This is a genomic window from Bradyrhizobium sp. AZCC 2262 (genome assembly GCF_036924535.1).
GTDB lineage: Bacteria > Pseudomonadota > Alphaproteobacteria > Rhizobiales > Xanthobacteraceae > Bradyrhizobium.
Genome location: NZ_JAZHRT010000001.1, coordinates 536,388 through 560,799 on the forward strand (window position 1 = coordinate 536,388; position 24,412 = coordinate 560,799).

Genomic DNA, 24,412 nt, shown 5'->3' on the forward strand with positions numbered 1-24,412 from the left:
GGCTTGTCCCGGCCATCTGGACAATCAGCGCGAGAGCGGGACTGGTCCAATAGCAGGCGACGGACGAGGCGCCGACGATGACTGCACAGCCGGTGACTGTGCCCTTGCTTGCGGGGGTTTATGCTGCGCGACGGCAGCCGCAGGCTCGGCCGCGGCGGGGGACGGAGACGTGAACGACATCTTCTGTCTGATGTCCTCCTGACCAGCCTGCAGTGTCGCAATATTCTGGGCCATCTGTTCTTGCTTGGCGGTGAGTTGTTCGACGCTGCGCCGCACGGCATCGAGATTGGACGCCAAGGGCTCAAGCAGTGGCGCCAGGTTAGGGGAAGCTGCGGCGACCGGCGGCTTCGTCGTGGAAACGGATAACAGCCAGGCCAGCGTTGGCGCCCGCGCCACGAGCACCTCCCTTGCCGCATCACCATAGAACTGCCAGCCAAGCGTGGCGCCGACACCGATGAGAACCGCAATTGAGAACCGGGTCAGGGTGCGGAATATTCGCCCGCCAATCGTCGGCCGGCCGCTCGCTGGACGAGACTGAATCGACGCGTTTACGGGCCGCCTGCCAAAGCGCGGTTCGGAACGGGCGTCCCGATCGCGCAAAGGCCTGCCCGACGAAGTTTCGTCAGCTGTCCGCCACTCCTGCTCTGCGAGCGGTGGGCTTTGTGAGTAAAGCATTCGTACCTCTACCGTCGATTCTTCGTAGTCATTGACGGATGAGTCCATCCGGGATTGACCGAAGGGAGGCAGCAGCGCAGCAGCCTTGGGGCGATTGTGAGGTCGTCGCACTGGTGACAATGCTTGATTGAGGCGCTGTCACACCGCGACAGGGCTACTTCGCCGCAACCACCGTCGTCATCGCTTCCGGCGGCAGGCTCGCCAGCAGCGCGTGCAGCGTGCTCAAGGTCGAGTGATCGGCGATGCCGTCGACGCGCGCGGGACGGAAGTGGCGCTGAAACGCGGTGACCACTTCCATGGTCGGGCCGTCGAATTTGCCGTGGGTCGGTACGTTGTAGCCGTATTTGGCAAGCGCCGCCTGTAGCCCGGCAACGGCGTCGCCGATGCTGCCGAGCTTGAGCGTTTCGCCGCGCACGATCGGCGCCGGCTGCACCCAATGGCCGACGCCGGAATTGGCCAGCGAATGCCACGGAAACTTTTCGCCGGGATCCCTTTTGCGCGCCGGCGCGACGTCGGAATGCGCGAGCACCCGATGCGAAGGTATCTTGCGGCGGAGCATGATGCCGCGGCACAGCGCGATCACGGCGGCGATCTGACGCAGCGGGAAATCCGGATAGCCCCAGTCGTGACCGCGATTGATGATCTCGATCCCGATCGAGCAGGAATTGATGTCTTCCTCGCCGGCCCAAAAGGATACCCCGGCGTGCCAGGCGCGCTTGGCTTCCGGCACGGATTGCACGATGCGGCCGTCTTCCAGCACGATGTAATGCGCCGATACGTCGGTGCCGGGCGTGCAGAGCTGGGCGATCGCGCCCTCCACATCCGGCATGCCGGTGTAGTGCAGCACGATCATGTCGGCGAGGCGGCCGTTGTTGCGGTCGCCATGGTTCGGGGACGGAATGACGTCGGATGCGATCGAGGAATCTGGGGTAAAGGTCTTCATGTCGGCGTTGGCCCTGGGCACGGGAAGGGCGCGTTGACGCTTCGAATCAATACCAGCAGATGCGAACGAACCAGAAGTCATTTTAGACCCAAAGCGGGCGAGAGAACGACAATATCGTGTTCAGGCGATAATACCGTTTACTACTCATTTACCCCGCGGCCGCGCAATGCGGCGGTCAGGTTCCAGCTTGCATTTCGACCTGAGTGTGTGCGGCGCGCATCACCATTTTCAGTGTCTGGATTTTTTGTTCTGACGCGTTTTCTTGACGCGAACCGGTCCTCGCCTCGCTGGAAAACGCTCTGGAAAGCGCGCAAAACCCGTAATCGTTCATCAACGCTTTCTTAACGCTAAGTGCCGTTACTAAGTGGTGAAGAGCCGAACCGGGTTGGGGACGGCCGAGACCCTCTTTCGCGCTCGAAATGCCATGGCAACCCAGCAAATTCCGTCCGGAAATGAGGGGGCGCGAGGCCGGACCAGAGGCGGCAATCGTGCCTGTTTGCGGTTTTTTGGCCAGAAAAGCCCGGCGAAGCGCAGAGATTTGAGGCGCAATGGGCCTGTTCGCGTCCATCTTCCATTTTGCAGGCTGGGATACGCCGGGGGACGGCGCATGAGCCCGGCTGCGCCACGCCATATCTCCGTTCTCGGCCGCGAGGCGGTCGAAATGCTCGCCCCCCGCGATGGCGGCATTTATATCGACGCGACCTTCGGTGCCGGCGGCTACAGCCGCGCGATCCTCGCCGTCGCGGGAACCCAGGTTATCGGCATCGACCGCGACCGGTCGGCGGTTACCGGCGGTTTCGATCTGGTCGATCAGTCCGATGGTCGGCTGACCCTGGTCGAGGACCGATTCTCCAACCTTGCGGACATCTGCGCGGGGCAAGGTGCGCCCGCGGTGGACGGCGTCGTGATGGACGTCGGCGTTTCCTCGATGCAGCTCGACCAGGCCGAGCGCGGCTTCTCGTTCCGGCTCGGCGGCCCGCTCGACATGCGGATGGGCCATGACGGGCCGACGGCGGCGGATGTGGTTGCGAAGGCTTCCGAGGCCGATCTCGCCAACATCATCTATATTTTCGGCGAAGAGCGCCATTCCCGCGCCGTGGCGCGCGCCATCGTGGCGGCGCGGAAAGAAGCGCCGATCACGACGACGCAAGCGCTGGCCGATATCGTCGGCAAGGTGGTGCGAAGCAAACCGAACGAGATTCATCCGGCGACGCGCACGTTCCAGGGCTTGAGAATCTTCGTCAACGCGGAACTCGACGAACTGCATCTGGCGCTTGTGGCCGCCGAGCGCGTGCTGAAGCCCGGCGGGCGGCTGGTGGTGGTGTCGTTTCATTCGCTGGAAGACCGCATCGTCAAGGATTTCTTCAACGCGCGCGGCAAGACCGGCGGCGGATCGCGGCACTTGCCCGAAGTGGCGCAGGCCGCGCCGAGTTTTCAGATTTTGACCAAGCGTCCCGTTATCCCCGGCGAAGCCGAAGTCGCCGCCAATCCGCGCGCGCGTTCCGCAAAGCTGCGCGCTGCCGAGCGCACCACAGCGCCCGCGCATGCGGCAGACCGCCTGCCGGCCTGGCCCGTCCTTGCAGATGTGATGAGGGGAGGCTGACCGTGCGGATCGTCCACTTCCTCGTCATCGGCATGTTGATATTCGCGGCGGCCTACGTGTACCGGATCAAGATGGAATCGACCTCGCGCGTCGAACGCGTGCTGCGCCTCAACGCCGAGATCCGCGAGCAGCGCGACGCCATTGCGGCGCTGCGCGCGGAATGGGCCAAGCTCGATGCGCCGCTGCGGCTGCAAGGGCTCGCCGAACGCCATCTCGGCCTGAAGCCGCTCAACGCCACGCAATACGATCAGTTGAAGAACCTGCCGGAACGGCCGCCGGCCTTTGCAAGGCCCGGTGCACCCGATCCGATCGGCGCGATGATCAACACCATCGAGGCTGCCGCCGATGCGCCGCCCACAACCGGGTCGGTGCCAGCGACCGGAGATCGGCAATGACCGGCCGCGCGCTCACCAAAATCAAGCGGCCCGCGGAGCCGTGGCGGCAGCGGCTGATCCGCAGCCTGCTCTACGGGCGCAACGTCGATCGCGCCGCAAAAGCCCGGGCCAGGGTAGGATTGGCCATCCTGCTATTCGCGGCGATCTATGCGGTGCTGGCCGGACGTCTGGTGATGTTCGCGGTCGGCGCCGACAGTCACGGCGCGCGCCGCGCCGGCTCGCAGGACGCGATTGCGACCGCGCGGCCCGACATCGTCGACCGCAATGGCGAGGTGCTCGCCACCGACGTCAAGGCGCCGAGCCTGTTCGGTGAGCCGAGGCGCATCATCGACAAGGACGAGGCGATCGAACTCCTGACCGCGGCGCTGCCGGACCTCGATACGGCGGAGGCGCGCACGCGCCTGTCGTCGCGCAAGGGCTTTGTCTGGCTGAAGCGCGAGATCACGCCAAAGCAGCAGCAGGACATCCACAAGCTCGGCGTTCCCGGCATCGGCTTCCTGCGCGAGAACAAGCGCGTCTATCCGACCGGCGCCGCGGTCGCGCATCTGATCGGGCTCGTCAATATCGACAACCAGGGCATCGCCGGGATGGAGAAGTGGCTGGACAATAACGGTCTGGCCGATCTGCACCGCGCCGGCTTTGCCACCGATCGCCTGCAGAAGCCGGTGGAACTGTCGATCGACCTGCGCGTCGAACATGCGCTGCGCGACGAATTGTTGAAGGCGAAGGAAAAATACAAGGCCAAGGCGGCTTCCGGCCTCGTCTCCAACGTCCGGACCGGCGAGATCGTGGCCCTGGTGTCGCTGCCGGATTTCGATCCCAACAATCCGAAAGAAGCGCACGACCCCGAGCGCATCAACCGCCTGACCACGGGCGTGTTCGAAATGGGCTCGACCTTCAAGGCGCTGACGCTGGCGATGGCGCTGGATTCCGGCAAGGCCAACCTCAACACGCTGTATGACGCGCGTGGCGCGCTGCATTTCGGCAAGTTCGCCATTCACGATACTCATCCGCTCGGCCGCTCGATCACGTTGTCGGAAGTGTTCACCTTCTCCTCGAATGTCGGCGCGGCCAGGATTGCGCTTGCGCAGGGCGTCGAGGCGCACAAGGCATTCCTGAAGAAGCTCGGCCAGATGGACCGGCTGCGCACCGAACTGCCCGAGAGCGCGTCGCCGATCGTGCCGAAGCGCTGGAGCGAACTCAACACCATCACGATCTCCTTCGGTCACGGCATCGCGGTGGCGCCGTTGCAGGCGGTGATGGGCATCAACGCGGTCGTCAATGGCGGCCTGCTGATTCCCCCGACCTTCCTCAAGCGATCGGAAGAGGAAGCCAGGGCGATCGCCAAGAGAGTGGTCAAGACGGAAACTTCCGAGAAGATGCGCTATCTGATGCGGTTGAACGCCGAGATTGGAACCGCCAAGCAGGCCGACGTGAAGGGCTATTATATCGGCGGCAAGACCGGCACCTCGGAAAAGGTCGTCAACGGCCGCTATTCCAAGAAGCAGGTGCTCAACTCGTTCACCGCCATCATCCCGGCCGACAATCCGCAGTATCAGCTTCTGGTCATGCTGGACGAGCCGAAGGCGCTGCCGGAAACCCATGGCTTCATCACCTCGGGCTGGAACGCGGTGCCGACCGGCGGCAAGGTGATTGCCCGCATCGGGCCGCTTCTGGGCGTCGAGCCGCGCTTCGATCTGCCGCCGTCCGACCGCCTTATTCTTGCGGCATCGAGGACAACCCAGTAAGGCGTAATATCACGCGCCCTCACTGCCCCGGCCGGACTGGAAGAAGATGAAACTACGCGACCTCTTCAGCAATGACGCTGCGATCGGACCGCAAGCGGAAGCTGTTGATGTGAAAGGCCTTGCGGTCGACAGCCGCGCCGTCACGCCGGGCGACCTGTTCTTCGCGCTGGCAGGCAGCAAGACCGACGGTTCGCGCTTCATCGATTCCGCGATTGCGTCAGGGGCCGTTGCGATAGCCGGAGACCACGCGCCGCAGGTCGAGGGCCGTGTGCCCTTTGTCGTCACGCCAAATCCGCGCCGCGCGCTGGCGCTGGCGGCGGCGAGATTCTACCCGCGGCAACCCGCGACAACAGCGGCGGTGACCGGGACCAGCGGCAAGACGTCGGTCGGCGCATTTACGCGCCAGATCTGGGAACGGCTCGGCCATGCCGCGGCCAGCATCGGCACCATCGGTCTCGTTTCGCCGAAGCGCACGGTGTACGGCTCGCTGACGACGCCGGACCCGATCGCGCTGCACCGGCAGCTCGACGAAATCGCGGGCGAGGGCGTGACGCATCTCGCCTTCGAGGCGTCCTCGCACGGGCTCGACCAGTTCCGCCTCGATGGCGTGCGCATCGCCGCCGGCGGCTTCACCAACCTCACGCGCGATCACATGGACTATCACCCTGACGTCGCGCACTACCTCGCCGCCAAGCTGCGGCTGTTCCGCGATCTCGTCGCGCCGGGCGGCGCGGCAGTGATCTCGGCCGATCATGAGTGCTCGCAGGAAGTGATCGACGCGGCACGGTCACGATCCCTGCGGATCATTGCCGTCGGCCGCAACGGTGACGGAGCAGGCGAGGGCATTCGTCTTGTCGAAGCTGAGATCGAAGGTTTTGCGCAAAAGCTCACGCTCGAACATCGCGGACGCAAGCAAACGATCAAGCTGCCGCTGGTCGGTGAATTTCAGATCGAGAACGCACTTGTCGCCGCGGGGCTTGCGATCGGCACCGGCAGCGAGCCGGCCGCCGTGCTTGCTGTGCTCGAACACCTCGAAGGCGCCAAAGGGCGGCTGGAGCGGGTCGGCGAACACAATGGCGCGCCGATCTTCGTCGATTACGCGCACAAGCCGGATGCGCTGGCGAAGGCGCTGCAGGCGCTGCGGCCCTACGCCAAGCGCAAGCTGGTTGTGATCTTCGGCGCCGGCGGTGATCGCGATGCCGGCAAGCGCCCGATCATGGGTGCGATCGCGGCCGAGAATGCCGATGATGTCATCGTCACCGACGACAATCCGCGCAGCGAGAATCCGGAAACAATCCGCGCCGCCATTCTGGCGGCAGCGAAGGGCGCCCGCGACATCGGCGATCGCGCTGAAGCGATCAGGGCCGGCATCGAGGCGCTGCAGCCCGGCGATGCGCTCTTGATTGCCGGCAAGGGGCACGAGACCGGCCAGATCGTCGGCGACAAGGTTTTATCGTTCAGCGATCATGAGGCGGTGGCCGCCGCGCTCGCAGCGAGGGTGGCATGAGCACGACGCCATTGTGGACCATTGCCGAAGTCGCGCAGGCGCTCGGGCTATCGGGGGAATTTGCCGGCACGCCGATCGATTTCGTCACGCAGGACAGCCGCCTTGTAAAACCGGGATGCCTGTTCGTGGCGTTGAGCGGCACGCCGAGCGGCGGCTTCATCTCCAGCTTCGCCAGCGCGCGCGACGGCTGGGAATTCGCCGACAAGGCGCAAGCCGCCGGTGCGGTCGCGATGATCGTTCCCGCATCGGATCGCCGGCATCGGCGTTCCGCAACTGGTCGTCAAGGACACGCTGATCGATGGCCTGTGGCGGCTTGCGCGTGCGGCGCGGGCACGGTTCAAGGGCCCCGTGATCGGCTTGACCGGCAGCGCCGGCAAGACCAGCACCAAGGAATTCCTCGCTGCGTACCCTGCCGCCTATGCCAGCCCGAGCAGTTTCAATAATTTCTGGGGCGTGCCGCTGACGCTGTGCAACGCCAGCCCCAAGGCGAGCGTGTGGGTCGTCGAAATGGGCATGAACCAATCAGGCGAAATCGCGCGGCTCAGCGAATTGACGAGGCCTACGGTCGCGCTTGTCGTAAACGTGCAGCCGGTGCATCTGGAAAAGCTCGGCAGCCTGGAAGCGATCCGGCGCGAGAAGGTGAGCATCGCGCAAGGGCTGCCAAAGGACGGCGTGCTGGTGTTGCCTCACGATGTCGATGCGCCGGAATGGAACGGCAAGGTGGTGCGCTTCGGCGAGGAATCAGAGGTGCGGGCGTTGAAACACACTGCTCGGGGTGAGAGTTGGGATGTCGCCGTGCAGGTGAACGGCAAGCCGATCGAATTCAGCCTGACACCCGGTGCACCGCATCGCCTGCAGAACGGGCTTGCCGCGCTGGCGTCCATCCAAGCCGCCGGGCTCGAACCCGCGGCGCTGGCGAAAGAACTCGACCATGTCGGCATCATGACCGGCCGCGGTGTCGAGCAGGCGGCCCATGGCGTCACCCTGATCGACGACAGTTTCAACGGCAATCCGGCCAGCATGGTGGCCGCGCTCGGCAGCCTGAAGGCGCGGCCGGTGAAGGCCGGCCGGCGCATCGCCATTCTCGGCGACATGCTGGAACTGGGCGCTGATGCGCCCGCCTATCACACGAAGCTCGCGAAGGACTTGGCCGGAATCGACGGCATTTACTGCGTCGGCCCGCTGATGCGGCACTTATACGATCTCGTCCCGGCGGAGCGGGCGCTTGGCTGGCATGCAGACCCGGCCACGCTCGATCCCCAGGAAATCGCCGCATTGCTGCGGGACGGGGATGTGGTGGTCGTCAAGGGCAGCAAAAAGATGTTCTGGGTGAACAAGTTTGTGCCGAGGCTGCTGGCCGCCCTGCAGGCAAAGGCGTAAACTGGCCGCACCTGACGGCCCGTTGCGTCCGCGAGAGACGATTCGTCAATACCCCATGCGTGACCAAGATTTGCTTGGTTTGAGGATGAAAACGATTATCAAGGCGTTGGCCGGAACGAACGCGTTCCCGGAGAGCGCTTCCCGCCAAAGACGGCGCAACCAAGCCGCGTGATAGGGCCTTTTGAATGTTTTACTGGCTGATCGAGCTTTCCAACACCGTTCCCGGTTTTGGCATCTTCCGTGGCTTGTTCAACGTGTTTCGCTACATCACCTTCCGCACCGGCGGGGCGATGGTGACCGGCGCGCTTTTCGTATTCCTGTTCGGGCCCTGGATCATCGATCATCTGCGGCTGCGGCAAGGCAAGGGCCAGCCGATCCGCACCGACGGCCCGCAATCGCATCTGATCTCCAAGAAGGGCACGCCGACGATGGGCGGGCTGATGATCCTGTCAGGCCTCGTGGTGTCGACGCTGCTGTGGGCCAATCCACTCAACCCCTACGTCTGGATCGTGCTTGCGGTGACGCTCGGCTTCGGCTTCGTCGGATTTTACGACGACTATCTGAAGGTGACCAAGCAGAGCCACAGCGGGTTCGCCGGCAAGCTGCGGCTGTTGATCGAAGCGGTGATTGCGCTCGTGGCCTGCTACGCGCTGGTGCGGCTCGGCCGCGATGCGACATCGACGTCGCTTGCGATACCCTTCCTGAAAGACGTGGTGATCAATTTCGGCTGGTTCTTCGTGATCTTCGGCGCGTTCGTCATCGTCGGCGCCGGCAACGCGGTGAACCTGACCGACGGCCTCGACGGGCTTGCGATCGTGCCGGTCATGATCGCCGCCGCCAGCTTCGGCATGATCTCGTATTTGACGGGTAACGCGGTCTTCTCGGACTACCTGCAGATCAGATATGTGGCCGGCACTGGCGAACTCGCGGTGCTGTGCGGCGCGGTGCTCGGCGCCGGACTCGGGTTCCTCTGGTTCAACGCACCGCCGGCATCGATCTTCATGGGCGACACCGGCTCGCTCGCGCTCGGCGGCATGCTCGGCGCGACCGCGGTGGCCGTGAAGCACGAGATCGTGCTGGCCGTGATCGGCGGATTGTTCGTGCTGGAAGCCGTCTCCGTGATCGTGCAGGTCGCCTCGTTCAAGATGACGGGCAAACGCGTGTTCCGGATGGCGCCGCTGCATCATCATTTCGAGCAAAAGGGCTGGACCGAACCGCAGATCGTGATCCGGTTCTGGATCATCTCGGTGATGCTGGCGCTCGCCGGCCTCTCCACGCTGAAACTGCGGTGACGATCGTGCGACCCCGCCACTGTCGTTCCGGAGGCCGCAAAGCGGCAATCCGGAACCTCGAGATTCCGGGTTCGATGCTGGCGCATCGCCCCGGAATGACCGTGGAGGCATCATGATCCCCGTCACTTCCTTTGCGGGCAAGACGGTCGCCGTGTTCGGCCTCGGCGGCTCGGGTCTTGCGAGCTGCCACGCGCTGAAGGCCGGCGGCGCGGAAGTGATCGCCGGTGACGACAGTGCCGACAATGTCGCCAAGGCAGCGCAGGCCGGTTTCACCACCGCCGATCTGCGCACGGTGTCGTGGTCGAATTTTTCGGCGCTGATTTTGACGCCCGGCGCGCCGCTGACGCATCCGGCGCCGCATTGGTCGGTGCTGATGGCGCGGCAGGCCGGCTGTGAGGTGATCGGCGACATCGAGCTGTTCTGCCGCGAGCGCCGCCGTCATGCGCCCGACGCGCCGTTCGTCGCCATCACCGGCACCAACGGCAAGTCGACCACGACCGCGCTGATCGCGCATCTGATGAAGGTGGCAGGCTACGACACCCAGATGGGCGGCAATATCGGCACCGCGATCCTCTCGCTGGAGCCGCCACGGATGGGGCGGGTGCATGTGATCGAGATGTCGTCCTACCAGATCGATCTGGCGCCCTCGCTCGACCCGTCGGTGGGAATTCTCCTGAATGTCAGCGAAGACCATATCGACCGCCACGGCACGCTGGAGCATTACGCCGCCGTCAAGGCGCGGCTGGTCGCCGGCGTGCAGCCGCAGGGCACGTCCATTGTCGGCGTCGATGACGGCTGGTGCCGCAGCATCGCCGACCGGCTCGACCAGGCCGGCAGGCGCGTGGTGCGGATCTCCGTGAAGAACCCGCTGCCAGACGGGATCTATGTCGAGCGCGAGACCATCGTGCAGGCCTCCGGCGGCGCGCGCCGCGAGATTGCGAGATTGGGCGGTATCGGTTCGCTGCGCGGGCTGCACAATGCACAGAACGCGGCCTGCGCGTCGGCCTGCGCGCTGGCGATGGGCATCTCGATCGATACGTTGCAAAACGGCCTGCGCAGCTTCCCGGGCCTCGCGCATCGCATGGAGCAGGTCGGCCGCCGCGGCAACGTGCTGTTCGTCAACGACTCCAAGGGCACCAACGCCGACGCCGCCGCGCACGCGCTGTCGTCGTTCGCCGATATCTTCTGGATCGCCGGCGGCAAGCCGAAGCAGGGCGGCATTGCCGGCCTCGCCGAATACTTTCCGCGCATCCGAAAAGCCTATTTGATCGGCGAAGCGGCGCAGGAGTTTGCAGGCACGCTGGGTGAGCGCGTGCCGCACGAGATTTCCGAAACGATCGATGTCGCCGTCGCCAACGCCGCGCGCGACGCGGAAGCCTCGGGGATCGCCGATCCGGTCGTGCTGCTGTCGCCCGCCTGCGCCTCGTTCGACCAGTACCGCAATTTCGAAATCCGCGGCGCCAAGTTCCGCGATCTGGTGACGGCGCTGCCGGGTGTGAAGCCGGTGGTGTGAAGATGCGGATCGGCTAGGATGGGCTCTACCCATCCTGCATACGGCTCATTCGAGGGTGTCGTAAATGACAGTTCATGCTCCCTCACGCGTCCGTGTCTGTTTCGCGGTTGCAGTCCTTTCGGCGACCTTTGCGCTTGATGCCGTCGCAGATGCGGCGTCGCCGGTGCCCGACAGGGTGTCTCTCAGCGAGTCGACGATTTCGTGGAGCACCGTCAAGTACGCGACCTCTGCGGAGAACGGATTCGTCAGCGGGTCGCTCGACAAGAAGACCATCGTCGATCGCACGTTCAAGACCCACGTGCTCGAGAATCGTTATCTGAAGGTAACGCTCGTGCCCGAATTCGGCGGGCGCATTCTTTCCATCATTTACAAACCGACCGGCCACGAACAACTTTACCGCACCGAAGTAGGCGTGCCTTACGGGATGACGGCCGGTAATTTTTATTACGACTGGCTGATGGTGTATGGCGGCATCTTCCCCACCTTCCCGGATCCCGAGCATGGCAGGACGTGGCTGAAGCCGTGGGATTTCAAGGTCGTGAAGCAGAGTGCCGACGAGGTGACGGTGTCGATGTCGCTCAAGGACGATTTCGCGTATTCCGCCGCGCCAAAGCAGTTCCTCAAGGGTTCGACGGGCATCGAAGCGACTTACCATGTCACGCTGAAAGCCGATCGCGCCGCGCTCGATGCGCGCGTGGTGCTGAAAAATCCGCAAGCCCAGACGATCGATTACGAGTACTGGACGTGCACGACGCTGGCGCCGGGATCGGACCCGAACAATCCCAAGACGACCGGCGGCGCCGAAATCATCGCGCCGATCCAGGCCTACAGCACGCCCGCCTGGTCGGCGAGTCTGTCCGGCGGCGATGAGAGCTTAAGCCCGGGCAAGAGCCGTTTCGAAAAACTGCGCCACTTCAGGAACTGGGCGACGATGGGCATCGCGTACGCGGCGCCCGATATGCAGGGCGGAAACTTCTGGGGTGTGATCAACCACGATAACGAAGAGGGGATCATCCGCATCGCCGACAATACAGTCACGCGGGGTTTGAAGATGTGGACGTGGGGATATCCGTCGTTCACGAACGAAACCGACGCACGCAAGGACCCGAACGAAGCGCGGCCTTACGTCGAATTGTGGGCCGGCGTGTCGGATCAGTTTTTCCACCGCGCAAAACTTCCCGCGCGGGGTGACGTGTCTATTCCGGAGACCTACAGCCCGACCGTCGGCATGAGCAACGTAACGGATGCGAACGAGAATATCCTGATCAATTTTTCAGCCGCGGCATCGGGCGTGAACCTTCAGTTCTTCAGTGTCGAACCGGCCACGCCGTTGCGCGTCACGTTGACACGCGGCGACGCGATATTGTTCAACGACGCCGTGACAGCCGACCCGAAAAACGGAAATCGCATTTCCGTAGGGGCTCCTGCCGGCGGCAATGATGATCAGGTGCGGCTGACGATCACGACCGCGGAAGGTAAAGAGCTGATCGCGGCCGAGACAAAGATAAAATAGATTGCCGTTTCTGATTCCCCGGCGCCCCAAAGCGGCTGCGGCTATCTTGCGCTCGTTGTCGATGGGCACGCGATCGTCGGATTGGGGGCGTCTTTCGGATTTGGCGGGGTTTCCGCTTTTGCTTTTGGGCCAATGGCCGGGATCGGCAGGATCACCAGCGGCATTTTCCTGCGCGCGCCTCGCGCGCCGATGTAGGCAATCGTCGTGACAGATATCATAAAACCTTAAGATGTAGTTCGGTACGGTTGATTTTCGGCCGGACCACCTTCGATCAGGAAAGGTGCTGAAGACGATGACGTCCTTGAGCGAGAGTGCGACCACAACCGAGACGGTCGTGATTCCCGGTGAACTCAAGTTGAGCAACCCGGTCCCTCCGCCCATCACGGTGCCTTTGCCGATCGTCGCTTGGCCGCACGGGCCCAAGAATTTCTGGCTCGGCCTGCTTAGCTTTCTGATCGGCGCGTTGTCTGGCATTTTGTCTGTGGCGATCTTGCTTGGTACATCGGGCGTAAGCCTCTCCCTGTTGGATGGCGTTATCTTCCTCGTGGTCCTGCCCCTTTCGCTGTTCACGGGTGTAAGCTTTACGGGGGCGGCGCTTACCTGCTGGTGGGATGCGATACGTAACGGTCCCGTCCTTGAGATCACCGCCGAAGGCTTGCGCGACCATCGCTCCGGCCTTTCGGTGCCCTGGTCGGCAGTGCGTTGTGCCAGAATGCTTAGCCGAGCGCTCAGTGTTGACCTACAGCTTTCAGGCCCCGTGACGAACTGGCAGAATCCGTTCCGAGTAGGGGTCCTATTCCATCGTTATCGCCCGAAGCCGGATCACGTGATTGTCTCCATCGCCAATCTCGATGTGCGGGTACATATCTTCGCCTATGCGATCTTCACCCTGACACAGCAGAACGGCGGCGAGGTGATCAGCAAGATGCCCAGCGGCGTTGAGATGTATCCCAGGCTGATCGCGCGGGGCGGGCCTGTGAATGTCCCTTCGTCTCCGGCGGGATGACGTCCCAATCTAATTTGTTACCTTCTCATTAACCCCCCATAAACCATCCTGCGCCACCAATGGGCGCTACCTCTGCCATTTTGGGGACGCCCATGCTCCACCGTGACCAACGCACGCCGTTTTCGGACTGGTGGTGGACCGTGGATAAGCTGCTGCTCGGCGCGATCATGGCGCTGATGCTGGGCGGCGTGATCCTGTCGCTGGCGGCGAGCCCGCCGGTAGCGACGCGGATCGGGCTCGATCCCTTCCATTTCTTCGGCCGGCACGTGCTGTTCCTGCTGCCGTCCTTCATGGTGCTGATCGCGGTATCGTTCCTGTCGCCGAAGCAGATCCGCCGCCTCGCGCTGCTGGTCTTCGTGGTGAGCATTCTTTTGATCGTGGCGACGCTTGTCTTCGGCGCCGAAGTGAAGGGCTCGCGGCGCTGGATCACGTTGCTTGGCGTCAACATCCAGGCCTCCGAATCCGCAAAGCCCGCCTTTGTCGTGATGGCGGCGTGGCTGTTTGCGGAATCAACCAAGCGGCCGGAAATGCCGGCGACGTCGATGGCGATCGTGCTGCTGCTGACGCTGGTGGCGCTCCTGGTGATGGAGCCGGATTTCGGCCAGACCATGCTGATCCTGATGGTGTGGGGCGCGCTGTTCTTCATCGCAGGCATGCGGATGGTCTGGGTGGCCGGCCTTGCTGGCGTCGCGGGCCTCGGTTTGTTCGGCGCGTATCTTCTGGTCCCGCACGTCGCGGGCCGTATCAAGCGCTTCATGAACCCGGCCTCCGGCGACACCTTTCAGGTCGACATGGCGATGGAGGCATTCTGGAACGGCGGCTGGTTTGGCCTCGGACCCGGCGAGGGGATTGCAAAACGCAGCCTGCCGGACAGCCATACCGACTTCGTGTTCGCGGTGGCGGCCGAAGAGTTCGGCATCATCCTGTGCCTGGCGCTGCTTTCGCTGTTCGCCTTCGTCGTGATCCGGACGCTGACGCGCGCCTATTCGAACGAGGATATGTTCGCGCGCTTTGCGGCGTCGGGGCTTGCGATCCTGTTCGGCGTACAGGCCGCGATCAACATGGCGGTCAATCTGCAACTGATTCCCGCCAAGGGCATGACGCTGCCCTTCATCTCCTATGGCGGCTCGTCGATCATCTCGCTGGCCTATGGCGTCGGCATGATGCTGGCGCTGACGCGGCAGCGTCCCCGTACCGAAGTGGAATCGATGAACGCGGCCGGCGTGTCGCGCGGGTATGCGTAGACATCGATTCTGACGGAATCAGAACCAGGCTCTGTCGCTTTTTTGACGCGTTTCTTGACGCGAACCGGTATCCGCTTCGCTCGAAACGCCATGGGGCGTGACTAGCGCCGCCGCGTCGGCTATTTGAAATCATGGACAACGCGCCTCTCATTCTACTCGCCGCGGGCGGCACCGGCGGTCATCTGTTTCCCGCCGAAGCACTCGGCGTCGAGCTCATCAAACGCGGCCTGCGTGTGCGTCTCGCCACCGACGCCCGCGCACTGCGCTACAGTGGTCTGTTCACCAGGGACAATATCGACGTGGTGCCGAGCGAGACCGTGCGCGGCCGTTCGCTGATGTCGCTTTTGCGCACCGCTTACATGCTCGGTTACGGCACGCTGGTTGCCGCCAGGCTGGTGCGGCGGCTAAAACCTGCTGCCGTGGTCGGCTTTGGCGGCTATCCGACGCTGCCGCCGCTGATGGCGGCAAGGCTGCTCGGCGTGCCCGGCATCATTCACGACGCCAATGCCGTGCTCGGTCGCGCCAACCGCTTTCTCTCTCGCCGCGTCAACGCAATTGCCACCTCGCTGCCGGGCGTGCTCGATCGCGATCCCGATCTCGCGGGCAAGACGGTGACCGTCGGCACGCCGATGCGGCCCGCGATCCTCACTGCCGCCGCCGTGCCGTTCGCATCTCCCGAGCCGAACGGGCCGCTGCGCCTGCTGGTGGTCGGCGGCAGCCAGGGCGCGCGGGTCATGAGCGATATCGTGCCGGGCGCAATCGAAAAGCTGGAGCCGATGCTGTGGAGTCGCCTGATTCTGACTCAGCAGGTGCGCAAGGAAGACATGGGGCGGGTGCGCTCGATCTATGAGCGGCGCAGGATCAATGCCGAACTTGCGCCGTTCTTCAGCGACCTGCCGGCGCGGCTGGCATCCAGCCATCTCGTGATCTCGCGCTCCGGCGCCGGCACGGTGGCGGAACTCGCCGCGATCGGCCGACCCTCGATCCTGGTGCCGTTGCCCGGCGCGATCGACCAGGACCAGTTCGCCAATGCCGGCGTGCTGGCCCAAGTGGACGGGGCTTTACGAATTCCGCAGGCCGAATTCACGTCCGACCGGCTGGCAGCGGAAATCTCCGCTCTTGCCGCCGAACCCACGCGGCTGACCGCGATGGCATCAGCCGCCCGCAGGGTGGGCCGGCTCGACGCCGCCGAACGGCTGGCCGATCTGGTGATGAAAACCGCCGGAATCTGACGCCTGCGTCATTCCGGACAGGACGCGAAGCGGACTGATCCGGAATCTCGAGATTCCGGGTTCGATGCTGGCGCATCGCCCCGGAATGACGAAAAAGCCCCTTGTCATGCCACGCGAAAGCGGGGCATCCAGTACGCTGCGGCGCCTGATTTGTGCCTCGGCTTCGCGGAGTACTGGATCATCCGCTTTTCGCGGATGATGACGATTTAAGGATGCTTCATGAGACTGCCGCGCGAGATTGGACCCATTCACTTCGTCGGGATCGGTGGTATCGGCATGAGCGGCATCGCCGAGGTGCTGGTCAATCTCGGTTACACCGTGCAGGGCTCTGACGCCTCCGAGAGCGGCAATGTCGCGCGGCTGCGCGACAAGGGCGTCAAGGTCTCGGTCGGCCACAAGGCCGAGAATGTCGACGGCGCCGACGTGGTCGTGGTCTCGACCGCGATCAAGCGCGACAATCCCGAATTGGTGGCGGCGCGCGCGCAGCGTATTCCGGTGGTGCGCCGGGCCGAAATGCTGGCCGAACTGATGCGGCTGAAAAGCTGCGTCGCGATTGCCGGCACCCATGGCAAGACCACCACGACGACGATGGTGGCGACGCTGCTCGATGCCGGCGGTCTCGATCCGACCGTGATCAATGGCGGTATCATCAATGCCTATGGTTCCAACGCGCGGCTGGGCGCGGGCGACTGGATGGTGGTCGAGGCGGACGAGAGCGACGGCACGTTCCTGAAGCTGCCGTCCGATGTCGTGATCGTCACCAACATCGATCCCGAACATCTCGATCACTTCAAGACGTTCGAGGCGATCCAGGAAGCATTCCGCAATTTCGTCGAGAACGTGCCGTTCTACGGCTTTGCCGTGATGTGCACCGATCATCCCGTGGTGCAGACCCTCGTCGGCAAGATCGAGGACCGCCGCATCATCACCTATGGCGAGAACCCGCAGGCCGACGTACGTCTGGTCGACCTGACGCCGACCGGCGGTGGCTCGACATTCAAGGTCGTGTTCCGCAACCGCAAGACCGACGCCACGCACGAGATATCAGACATCATGCTGCCGATGCCGGGCCGGCATAACGCGTCGAATGCGACGGCGGCGATCGCGGTGGCGCATGAGCTCGGCATGTCCGACGAGGCGATCCGAAAGGCGATCGCAGGTTTTGGTGGCGTCAAGCGGCGCTTCACCCGGACCGGCGAGTGGAACGGCGTTACCGTGATCGACGATTACGGCCATCACCCGGTCGAGATAGCCGCCGTCCTTAAAGCGGCGCGTGAATCCACCAACGGCAAGGTCGTTGCCGTGGTGCAGCCGCACCGCTTCACCCGCCTGCAATCGCTGTTCGAGGAATTCTGCACCTGCTTCAATGATGCCGATGCGGTCGTGGTCGCCGAGGTCTATCCGGCCGGCGAGGCGCCGATCGAAGGCATCGACCGCGATCATTTTGTCACGGGCCTGCGCGCCCACGGCCATCGCGAGGTGATCCCACTACCGAACGCGGGCGAACTCGCCAAGGTGGTTCACGGCCTCGCCGGTCCCGGCGATCTCGTCGTCTGCCTGGGGGCCGGCAATATCACGCAATGGGCCTACGCCTTGCCCGGCGAACTGAAGGCGTTGGGTTAGCCGTGACCTTCCCCGACATCACGCCCGACCTCAAAGCCGCCATGCCGCAGTTGCGCGGGCGGCTGCTGGCGAATCAGTCGCTGGCGGAGTTGACGTGGTTTCGCGTCGGCGGGCCGGCGCAGGTGCTGTTCACGCCGGCGGATGAGGACGATCTTGCGTACTTCTTAAAGTTGCTTCCGAAGGAACTACCGGTCTATGTCGTTGGTGTCGGCTCCAACCTGATCGTGCGCGACGGCGGCATGGAAGGCGTGGTGATCCGCCTGTCGCCGCGGGCGTTTGGTGAGACCTTGGCTTCCGGCGATATCGTCAGCGCGGGCACGGCCGCGCTCGACAAGCGCGTGGCGGAGACCGCGTCAGCCGCCAATATCGGCGGCATGGAATTCTTCTTCGGCATCCCCGGCACCATCGGCGGCGCGCTGCGGATGAATGCCGGCGCCAATGGCAGCGAGACCAAGGACGTGCTGGTCGAAGCAACCGGCATCGGCCGCGACGGCACCAAACATGTCTTTGGCAATGCCGACATGAAGTTCGTCTATCGCAACAGCGGCGTCGACGCTTCGGTCATTTTCACCTCGGCGCGCTTTCGCGGCGCGATCGCGGATCCTGAAACCATTCGCGCGCGGATGAATGAGGTGCAGACCCACCGCGAAACCGCTCAGCCGATTCGCGAAAAGACCGGAGGATCGACCTTCAAGAATCCGCCCGGCAACAGCGCCTGGAAACTGATCGACGCCGCCGGCTGCCGCGGCTTGCGTGTCGGTGGCGCGCAGGTCTCGGAAATGCACTGCAATTTCCTCATCAACACCGGTAACGCTACCGGCCATGATATTGAAACGCTGGGTGAAACCGTGCGGGAGCGGGTTAAAGCGAATTCTGGAATCGAGCTACACTGGGAAATCAAGCGGATCGGGATTCCGGTCTAATCGTCATTCCGGGATGCTCCGTAGGAGCAGACCTCAGATGCGCAATTGCGCATCGGGGAATCTCGAGATTCCGGGTTCGATGCTTCGCATCGCCCCGGAATGACAAAATTGCGAGGCAGCAAGGCTGATGCGGACGACCATTCTCTTCGGCGGCACCAACAAGGAGCGGCTGGTCTCGGTCGCGAGCGCGCAGGCGCTGCATCGCGCCTTGCCCGACGCCGACCTCTGGTTCTGGGACGTTGCCGATACCGTGCATGAGGTCGCGTCGCAGAAACTGCTCGGGCATTCGCGTCCCTTCGAGGATGAATTCAAACCCGGCAACCGCGGCCTGCCGTTCGAAGCCGCGCTCGACAAGGCGAAGTCCGAGGACCGCGTGCTGGTGCTCGGCCTGCACGGCGGCCGGGCCGAGAACGGCGAACTGCAGGCGATGTGCGAACTGCGCGGCATTCCCTTCACCGGCTCCGGCTCGGCGTCGTCGAACCTCGCCTTCGACAAGGCCGCGGCGAAACGGTTTGCGGCGATTGCAGGTGTCGCGGCCCCAGCCGACGTAGCTCTGGAGAACCTTGATGCGGCGTTTGCCGAATACGGCAGGCTGATCGCAAAGCCGGCGCGAGACGGATCGAGCTATGGCCTGATCTTTGTCAATGCGAAGCAGGACCTCGTCGCGGTCCGCAACGCCGCCAGGACCGAAGAATATCTGATCGAGCCGTTCGTCGCGGGCGTGGAAGCAACCTGCGGCGTGCTGGAGCAATCGGATGGCGCGTTGATGTCGCTTCCGCCGATCGAGATTGTCCCGGGCGAGGGCGCCTTCGACTACGCGGCCAAATATCTGCTCAAATCGACTCAGGAAATCTGCCCGGGGCGCTTTTCTCCGGAAATTGCTGCGCAACTGAAGGATCAGGCGCTGCGGGCGCACAAAGCGTTGTCCTGCAGCGGCTATTCCCGGACCGACTTCATCGTCTCGGCGAAGGGGCTGGTTTATCTGGAAACCAACACGCTGCCGGGCCTGACCGCGGCATCGCTCTACCCGAAGGCGCTCAAGGCGCAGGGGATCGAATTCCCGGATTTTCTGCGCGACCAGATCGCGCTCGCCGAACGGCGCAGCCGGGAACGGGTTTGACCGGCCGGTCGGGCCGTTAACAGGCCGTTAACCCGGAACTAACCTCGCCACGAGAATTATTGCTAAAATCCTAAGAATTGTCCGGCAAACCACTCAAAAGACGCACCAAAGCGCGTCCGCAGCCCCCCGAATTTACACTTTGTTTACCAGGAAGAACGAAGGTTAACGCTGGCGGCGCATGTGGCGCTTGGCTGCCGGGGCGTGCGCTGTTCCGACTTCAGATCAGCACTTCCGGCACGGCCGAGACGTCATCTGAGCCAGGACTCGCAAAAAAGCTTGCGGGAACAACACTTGGACAGGCTCGTGCAATGGATGGTGCAGGACGCCTCGCTCGGTCGGTGAGATCGCTGGGGCCCCAAGCTGACCTGAAGGCGGCCGCTATTGGAGCGGTCGTGCTGCTGCGCGAGCGGCTGGGCCGTCGCGCCCGCGTGCCGGCCAGACCCGTGATCGATCGCGAGCCGACGAATCGCCTGGTCCTGCTGGTCGAACGTTACCTTCCGAACCGCGCAGGCGTCGCCTTGACCGTGCTGATGCTGCTCGGCAGTGCCGGCTTTGGCATCGTCAAGGGCGGTCACTTCGACGCATTTATGGCCGCGGTCAGCGATACCCGCAACGCGCTGGCCAATTCGGCCGGCTTCCGCATCACCACCGTCGCCATCAACGGCCGCAAGCATTTGAGCCAGGACGAGGTGCTCGCGGTCGGCGGCGTCAATGGCCGCTCCTCGCTGTTGTTTCTCGACGCCGCCACCGTGCGCGACAGGCTGAAGGCCAATCCGTGGATCGCAGATGCGACCATCCTGAAACTTTATCCCGGTCAACTGCAGATCGACATTGTCGAGCGTACGGCGTTCGCGCTGTGGCAGCAGGACGGCCGGCTGTCCGTGATATCGGATGACGGTGTGGTGCTGGAGCCCTATGTGTCGCGCCGTTTCACGGCGTTGCCGCTGGTGGTGGGCAAGGGCGCCGACGTCAAGGCCCGCGACTTCCTTGCCCTTCTGGACCGCTATCCGCAGGTTCGCTCAGCGACCAAGGCTGCGATCTTCGTCGGCGAACGGCGCTGGAATTTGCGGCTGAAGGACGGCCTTGACATCCGCCTGCCGGAAAACGACGTCGGCAATGCGCTTGCCATGTTGAGCAAGCTCGACAAGGAGGACCGGCTGTTCTCGCGCGACATCGTCGCCATCGACATGCGCCTGCCGGACCGGTTCACGGTGCAATTGTCGGAGGACGCGGCCAAGGCCCGCGAAGAACTGTTCAAGGACAAGAAACCCAAGAAAAAGGCCGGTGACGCATGACCGGCCTCAATGGCAACCAGACCCCGAAGACGCGTCCTGTCGACCACAAGCGCACGGCCCTGGTGGCGTCGCTCGATGTCGGCACCAGCAAGATCGCATGCATGATCGCGCGGCTGAAGCCGTCGCCGGCGAGCGACGCGCTGCGCGGCCGCACCCATGCGGTGGAATTGATCGGCTACAGCCAGATCCAGTCGCGCGGCGTCAAGGCCGGCGGGGTGGTCGATCTCGCCGAATGCGAGCAGGCGGTGCGCCAGGCCGTGGCGCTGGCTGAGCGCATGGCCAGGGTCCGCGTTGAGTCAGTATTGCTGTCGGTTTCCGGCGGCCGGCTGCAAGGCGCCCTGGTCGAGGCTGCCGCAGATATCAGGGGCGGCGCGGTTACCGCCGATGATGTTACCCGGGTGACCTCCACCGGCATGCGCCACGCCACCGGCGAGGGCCGTACGGTGCTGCATGCGCTGCCGGTCGGCTACGCGCTGGATGGCGTCAAGGGCATCCGCGACCCCCGCGGCATGGTGGCCCGGCAGTTCGGCGTCGACATGAACGTGGTGACGGCGGATGCGACGGTGGCCCGCAACCTGATGCTGGTGGTCGAGCGCTGCCATCTCAATGTCGAGGCCATGGCGGCGAGTCCTTATGTCGCGGGCCTGTCCGTGCTGACCGACGACGAGGCCGATCTCGGCGCCGCCGTGGTCGAAATGGGCGCCGGATCGACCACGATTGCGACCTATTCCGCCGGCCGCTTCGTTCATTCCAGCGGATTTGCGCTCGGCGGGCAGCACGTGACCATGGATCTTGCACGCGGCGTCGGCGCATGCATTGCGGATGCCGAGCGAATCAAGACTTTATATGGGACCGTGCTGACCGGCGGGTCCGACGCGCGCGAGTTGATGTCTGTTCCGACCGCAGGGGAGGAACACGACGCGCCGCAGATCGTCTCGCGCGCCACGATCGCGAACATCGTCCGGCATCGCGCCGAGGAGATTTTTGAAATGGTCCGGGACCGGCTCGCGGATTCCCCCTTTGCGGCAGAGCCGCGGGCGCGGGTTGTCTTGAGCGGCGGTGCCTCCCAGTTGACCGGGACGGTCGAACTCGCCACCCGGATTCTTAACCGGCCGGTCAGGATCGGCCGTCCGCTCGGCTTCGGCCGGCTGCCAAGCGAGGCCAAGAGCGCCTCGTTCGCGGTGCCGACCGGCCTCCTGGTCTATCCGCAATACGCTCATCTGGAACACGTCGAACCGCGGCATACGCGGCAGCTCAGGACAGGGACTGACGGCTATTTCGGAAAGGTCGGACGATGGCTTCGCGAGGGCTTCTGATGACCGATCCAGTAACCAAACGATTTTCACCAAATCCCGCGGCCGCCGGCCGGGGCGAACCAACGCGCGCGTCGTAATCGAGAGGCAACCATGGCACTCAATCTGACCCCCCCTGACATCAGCGAGCTGAAACCGCGGATTACCGTCTTCGGCGTCGGTGGAGCAGGCGGCAATGCCGTCAACAACATGATCACTGCCGGGCTGCAGGGCGTCGATTTCGTCGTCGCCAACACCGATGCGCAGGCGCTGACCATGTCGAAGGCGCAGCGCATCGTGCAGATGGGCACGCAGGTGACGCAGGGCCTCGGCGCGGGGTCCCAGCCTGATGTCGGCGCGGCGGCGGCGCAGGAAGTCATCGACGAGCTTCGCGACCATCTGACTGGCGCCAACATGGTGTTCGTCACCGCCGGCATGGGCGGTGGCACCGGCACTGGCGCAGCGCCCGTCATCGCCAAGACCGCGCGCGAAATGGGCATCCTCACCGTCGGCGTCGTGACCAAGCCGTTCCACTTCGAGGGCATGCGCCGCATGCGCACCGCCGAGTCCGGCATCGCCGAACTGCACAAGGTGGTCGATACGCTCTTGATCATCCCGAACCAGAACCTGTTCCGGGTCGCCAACGAAAAGACCACCTTCGCCGACGCCTTCGCGATGGCCGACCAGGTGCTCTATTCGGGCGTCGCATGCATCACCGACCTGATGGTCAAGGAAGGCCTGATCAACCTCGACTTCGCCGACGTGAGGGCGGTGATGAGGGAGATGGGCAAGGCGATGATGGGCACCGGCGAGGCGACCGGCGACAAGCGGGCGCTGACCGCCGCCGAAGCTGCGATCGCCAATCCGCTGATCGACGACTCTTCGATGAAGGGCGCCCGCGGCCTGTTGATCTCGATCACCGGCGGCAAGGACCTCACCCTGTTCGAAGTCGACGAGGCCGCCACCCGGATTCGCGAGGAAGTGGACCAGGACGCCAACATCATCGTCGGCGCCACCTTCGACGAAACGCTCGACGGCATCATCCGCGTTTCCGTCGTCGCCACGGGCATCGAGCAGGCGCAGATCGCGCGCAATGCCGCCACCGCCCCGGCGGTCACGACCACTGCCACCGCCACCGGCACGTCTTCGCCCGACAACCGTCTGGCCGAACTGACCGCCCGTCTTCGCGCCGACAATGCGCGCCTGGCCGAACGCGCCCAGAAGCTCGAGCCGGCGGCCGCGGCGCAGGCCGTTGCTCCGGCCCCCGCGCACCCCCCGGCGCAACGTTCGTCCAGCAATGTCGAGCGTGCAGCGCTCGCTGCGATCGCAGCGGCCGTTGAGACGCCGCAACAGGCTCCGATCCAGCCGGCCTCCTATGGTGACGTCACGGTCCGCCCGATCGCGCAGAAGCCGACCCTGTTCCCGGACCATAACGGGGCCGCCCGCGTCGAGCCCGAGCCTGCGACACCCGAAACCTTCATCCCGCAGGCGGCCGAACGGGCGCCGGCCCGCTCGCCGCGGATGCCGAAGTTCGAGGATCTCCCGATGCCGGCTCAGGCCGAAATTCGGCAGGCCCGCGGGGAGCCTGAGGAAGAGCACCCGCAGAAGTCCAAGCTCTCACTGTTGCAGCGGCTCGCCAATGTCGGCCTCGGCCGCCGCGACGAAGAGTCCGAGCCGCCGATCGCGGCCCGCGCCTCCGGGCCTGCGATGGCGCCGCTGCCGCCGGTGCCCGATCGCAAGCCGCAGCGTACCGCGAATCAGGATCCGGTATCAGAGTACGCAAAACGCCCGGCCCCGCAAGGTTTGGACGTCCATGGCCGGCCGGCACCTGTTGCCCCGGCGCCACAGGGCGACGACCATCTTGATATCCCGGCCTTCCTCCGACGCCAGGCCAACTGAGCTTTTGTTACAATCCAGGTGATCCAAAGGGCCCCGGCTGTTCCAGCCGGGGCCCTTTGCTTATGCTCGGTGCCGGGCTTCAGCGGGTTGGTCAACCAACTGATTTTAAATGATTAATTATTCATTCCGTGGTCGGATATCACAGCTGAAATGGCCTCCCGCCATGCCGGAATTGGGTTAACCCTTGGCGCGATTGCGGCAGAGATAGG

The 24,412-nt window shown here is 64.2% G+C and carries 19 protein-coding genes and 2 pseudogenes; 18 read left to right on the plus strand and 3 right to left on the minus strand.

The window, feature by feature from the left end; all coding sequences use genetic code 11:
* Positions 1-24: 24 nt before the first annotated feature.
* The 3 genes from V1283_RS02525 to V1283_RS02535 form a co-directional block, all read right to left on the minus strand.
* Complete coding sequence (locus V1283_RS02525) at positions 25-723, minus strand: hypothetical protein (protein ID WP_334384867.1); 699 nt, start codon at positions 721-723, stop codon at positions 25-27.
* A 106-nt stretch (positions 724-829) separates the two neighbouring features.
* Entirely contained in the window at positions 830-1,699 is an 870-nt protein-coding gene (locus V1283_RS02530; protein ID WP_334384868.1) for a peptidoglycan recognition protein family protein, read from the minus strand.
* A gap of 94 nt (positions 1,700-1,793) precedes the next feature.
* Positions 1,794-2,186, minus strand: coding sequence for a hypothetical protein (locus V1283_RS02535; protein WP_334384869.1), 393 nt, complete (start codon positions 2,184-2,186; stop codon positions 1,794-1,796).
* Between the two features lie 39 nt (positions 2,187-2,225).
* On the opposite strand from V1283_RS02535, the gene rsmH reads away from it, so the two are divergent.
* The 18 genes and pseudogenes from rsmH (at position 2,226) to ftsZ (ending at position 24,203) form a co-directional block, all read left to right on the plus strand.
* Entirely contained in the window at positions 2,226-3,221 is a 996-nt protein-coding gene (gene rsmH, locus V1283_RS02540; RefSeq protein ID WP_334384870.1) for a 16S rRNA (cytosine(1402)-N(4))-methyltransferase RsmH, read from the plus strand.
* Positions 3,222-3,223: 2 nt separating this feature from the next.
* A complete protein-coding gene (gene ftsL / locus V1283_RS02545; protein ID WP_334384871.1) occupies positions 3,224-3,616 on the plus strand; it encodes a cell division protein FtsL in 393 nt (130 codons plus the stop codon).
* Positions 3,613-5,364 carry a peptidoglycan D,D-transpeptidase FtsI family protein gene (locus V1283_RS02550; RefSeq protein WP_334384872.1) on the plus strand — a complete coding sequence of 584 codons (1,752 nt, stop codon included), beginning with the start codon at positions 3,613-3,615 and terminating at the stop codon, positions 5,362-5,364. The genes ftsL and V1283_RS02550 overlap by 4 nt, the downstream gene beginning before the upstream one ends.
* Positions 5,365-5,410: 46 nt before the next feature.
* Entirely contained in the window at positions 5,411-6,871 is a 1,461-nt protein-coding gene (locus V1283_RS02555) for a UDP-N-acetylmuramoyl-L-alanyl-D-glutamate--2,6-diaminopimelate ligase (RefSeq protein WP_334384873.1), read from the plus strand.
* A pseudogene (locus tag V1283_RS02560) lies at positions 6,868-8,251 on the plus strand (UDP-N-acetylmuramoyl-tripeptide--D-alanyl-D-alanine ligase). The gene V1283_RS02555 and the pseudogene V1283_RS02560 overlap by 4 nt, the downstream one beginning before the upstream one ends.
* Before the next feature lie 185 nt (positions 8,252-8,436).
* Positions 8,437-9,543, plus strand: coding sequence for a phospho-N-acetylmuramoyl-pentapeptide-transferase (gene mraY, locus V1283_RS02565; protein ID WP_334384874.1), 1,107 nt, complete (start codon positions 8,437-8,439; stop codon positions 9,541-9,543).
* Between the two features lie 112 nt (positions 9,544-9,655).
* Entirely contained in the window at positions 9,656-11,056 is a 1,401-nt protein-coding gene (murD, locus tag V1283_RS02570) for a UDP-N-acetylmuramoyl-L-alanine--D-glutamate ligase (RefSeq protein WP_334384875.1), read from the plus strand.
* A gap of 64 nt (positions 11,057-11,120) precedes the next feature.
* On the plus strand, positions 11,121-12,569 hold the full coding sequence (locus V1283_RS02575; RefSeq protein WP_334384876.1) for a DUF5107 domain-containing protein: 1,449 nt from the start codon (positions 11,121-11,123) through the stop codon (positions 12,567-12,569).
* A gap of 280 nt (positions 12,570-12,849) precedes the next feature.
* The gene (locus V1283_RS02580) at positions 12,850-13,575 is read left to right on the plus strand and encodes a hypothetical protein (RefSeq protein WP_334384877.1); all 726 of its coding nucleotides are present in this window, start codon (positions 12,850-12,852) and stop codon (positions 13,573-13,575) included.
* Positions 13,576-13,667: 92 nt separating this feature from the next.
* Positions 13,668-14,819, plus strand: a complete 1,152-nt coding sequence (gene ftsW, locus V1283_RS02585; protein WP_334384878.1) for a putative lipid II flippase FtsW — start codon at positions 13,668-13,670, stop codon at positions 14,817-14,819.
* Positions 14,820-14,947: 128 nt separating this feature from the next.
* On the plus strand, positions 14,948-16,051 hold the full coding sequence (gene murG / locus V1283_RS02590; RefSeq protein WP_334392937.1) for an undecaprenyldiphospho-muramoylpentapeptide beta-N-acetylglucosaminyltransferase: 1,104 nt from the start codon (positions 14,948-14,950) through the stop codon (positions 16,049-16,051).
* 219 nt (positions 16,052-16,270) lie between these two features.
* Positions 16,271-17,674 (plus strand): UDP-N-acetylmuramate--L-alanine ligase, encoded by a 1,404-nt coding sequence (gene murC / locus V1283_RS02595; RefSeq protein WP_334384879.1) that lies wholly within the window; start codon positions 16,271-16,273, stop codon positions 17,672-17,674.
* A gap of 2 nt (positions 17,675-17,676) precedes the next feature.
* Positions 17,677-18,597 carry a UDP-N-acetylmuramate dehydrogenase gene (murB, locus tag V1283_RS02600; protein ID WP_334384880.1) on the plus strand — a complete coding sequence of 307 codons (921 nt, stop codon included), beginning with the start codon at positions 17,677-17,679 and terminating at the stop codon, positions 18,595-18,597.
* A 127-nt stretch (positions 18,598-18,724) separates the two neighbouring features.
* Positions 18,725-19,717, plus strand: coding sequence for a D-alanine--D-alanine ligase family protein (locus V1283_RS02605; protein ID WP_334384881.1), 993 nt, complete (start codon positions 18,725-18,727; stop codon positions 19,715-19,717).
* 84 nt (positions 19,718-19,801) lie between these two features.
* Positions 19,802-19,936 (plus strand): annotated as a pseudogene (locus V1283_RS44550) (D-alanine--D-alanine ligase); the annotation flags it as partial.
* Between the two features lie 89 nt (positions 19,937-20,025).
* Positions 20,026-21,012: a cell division protein FtsQ/DivIB gene (locus tag V1283_RS02610; protein WP_334384882.1), complete on the plus strand. Its 987-nt coding sequence runs from the start codon at positions 20,026-20,028 to the stop codon at positions 21,010-21,012.
* A complete protein-coding gene (gene ftsA, locus V1283_RS02615) occupies positions 21,009-22,328 on the plus strand; it encodes a cell division protein FtsA (RefSeq protein ID WP_334384883.1) in 1,320 nt (439 codons plus the stop codon). The genes V1283_RS02610 and ftsA overlap by 4 nt, the downstream gene beginning before the upstream one ends.
* A 90-nt stretch (positions 22,329-22,418) precedes the next feature.
* Complete coding sequence (gene ftsZ / locus V1283_RS02620) at positions 22,419-24,203, plus strand: cell division protein FtsZ (RefSeq protein ID WP_334384884.1); 1,785 nt, start codon at positions 22,419-22,421, stop codon at positions 24,201-24,203.
* Positions 24,204-24,412 lie beyond the last annotated feature (209 nt).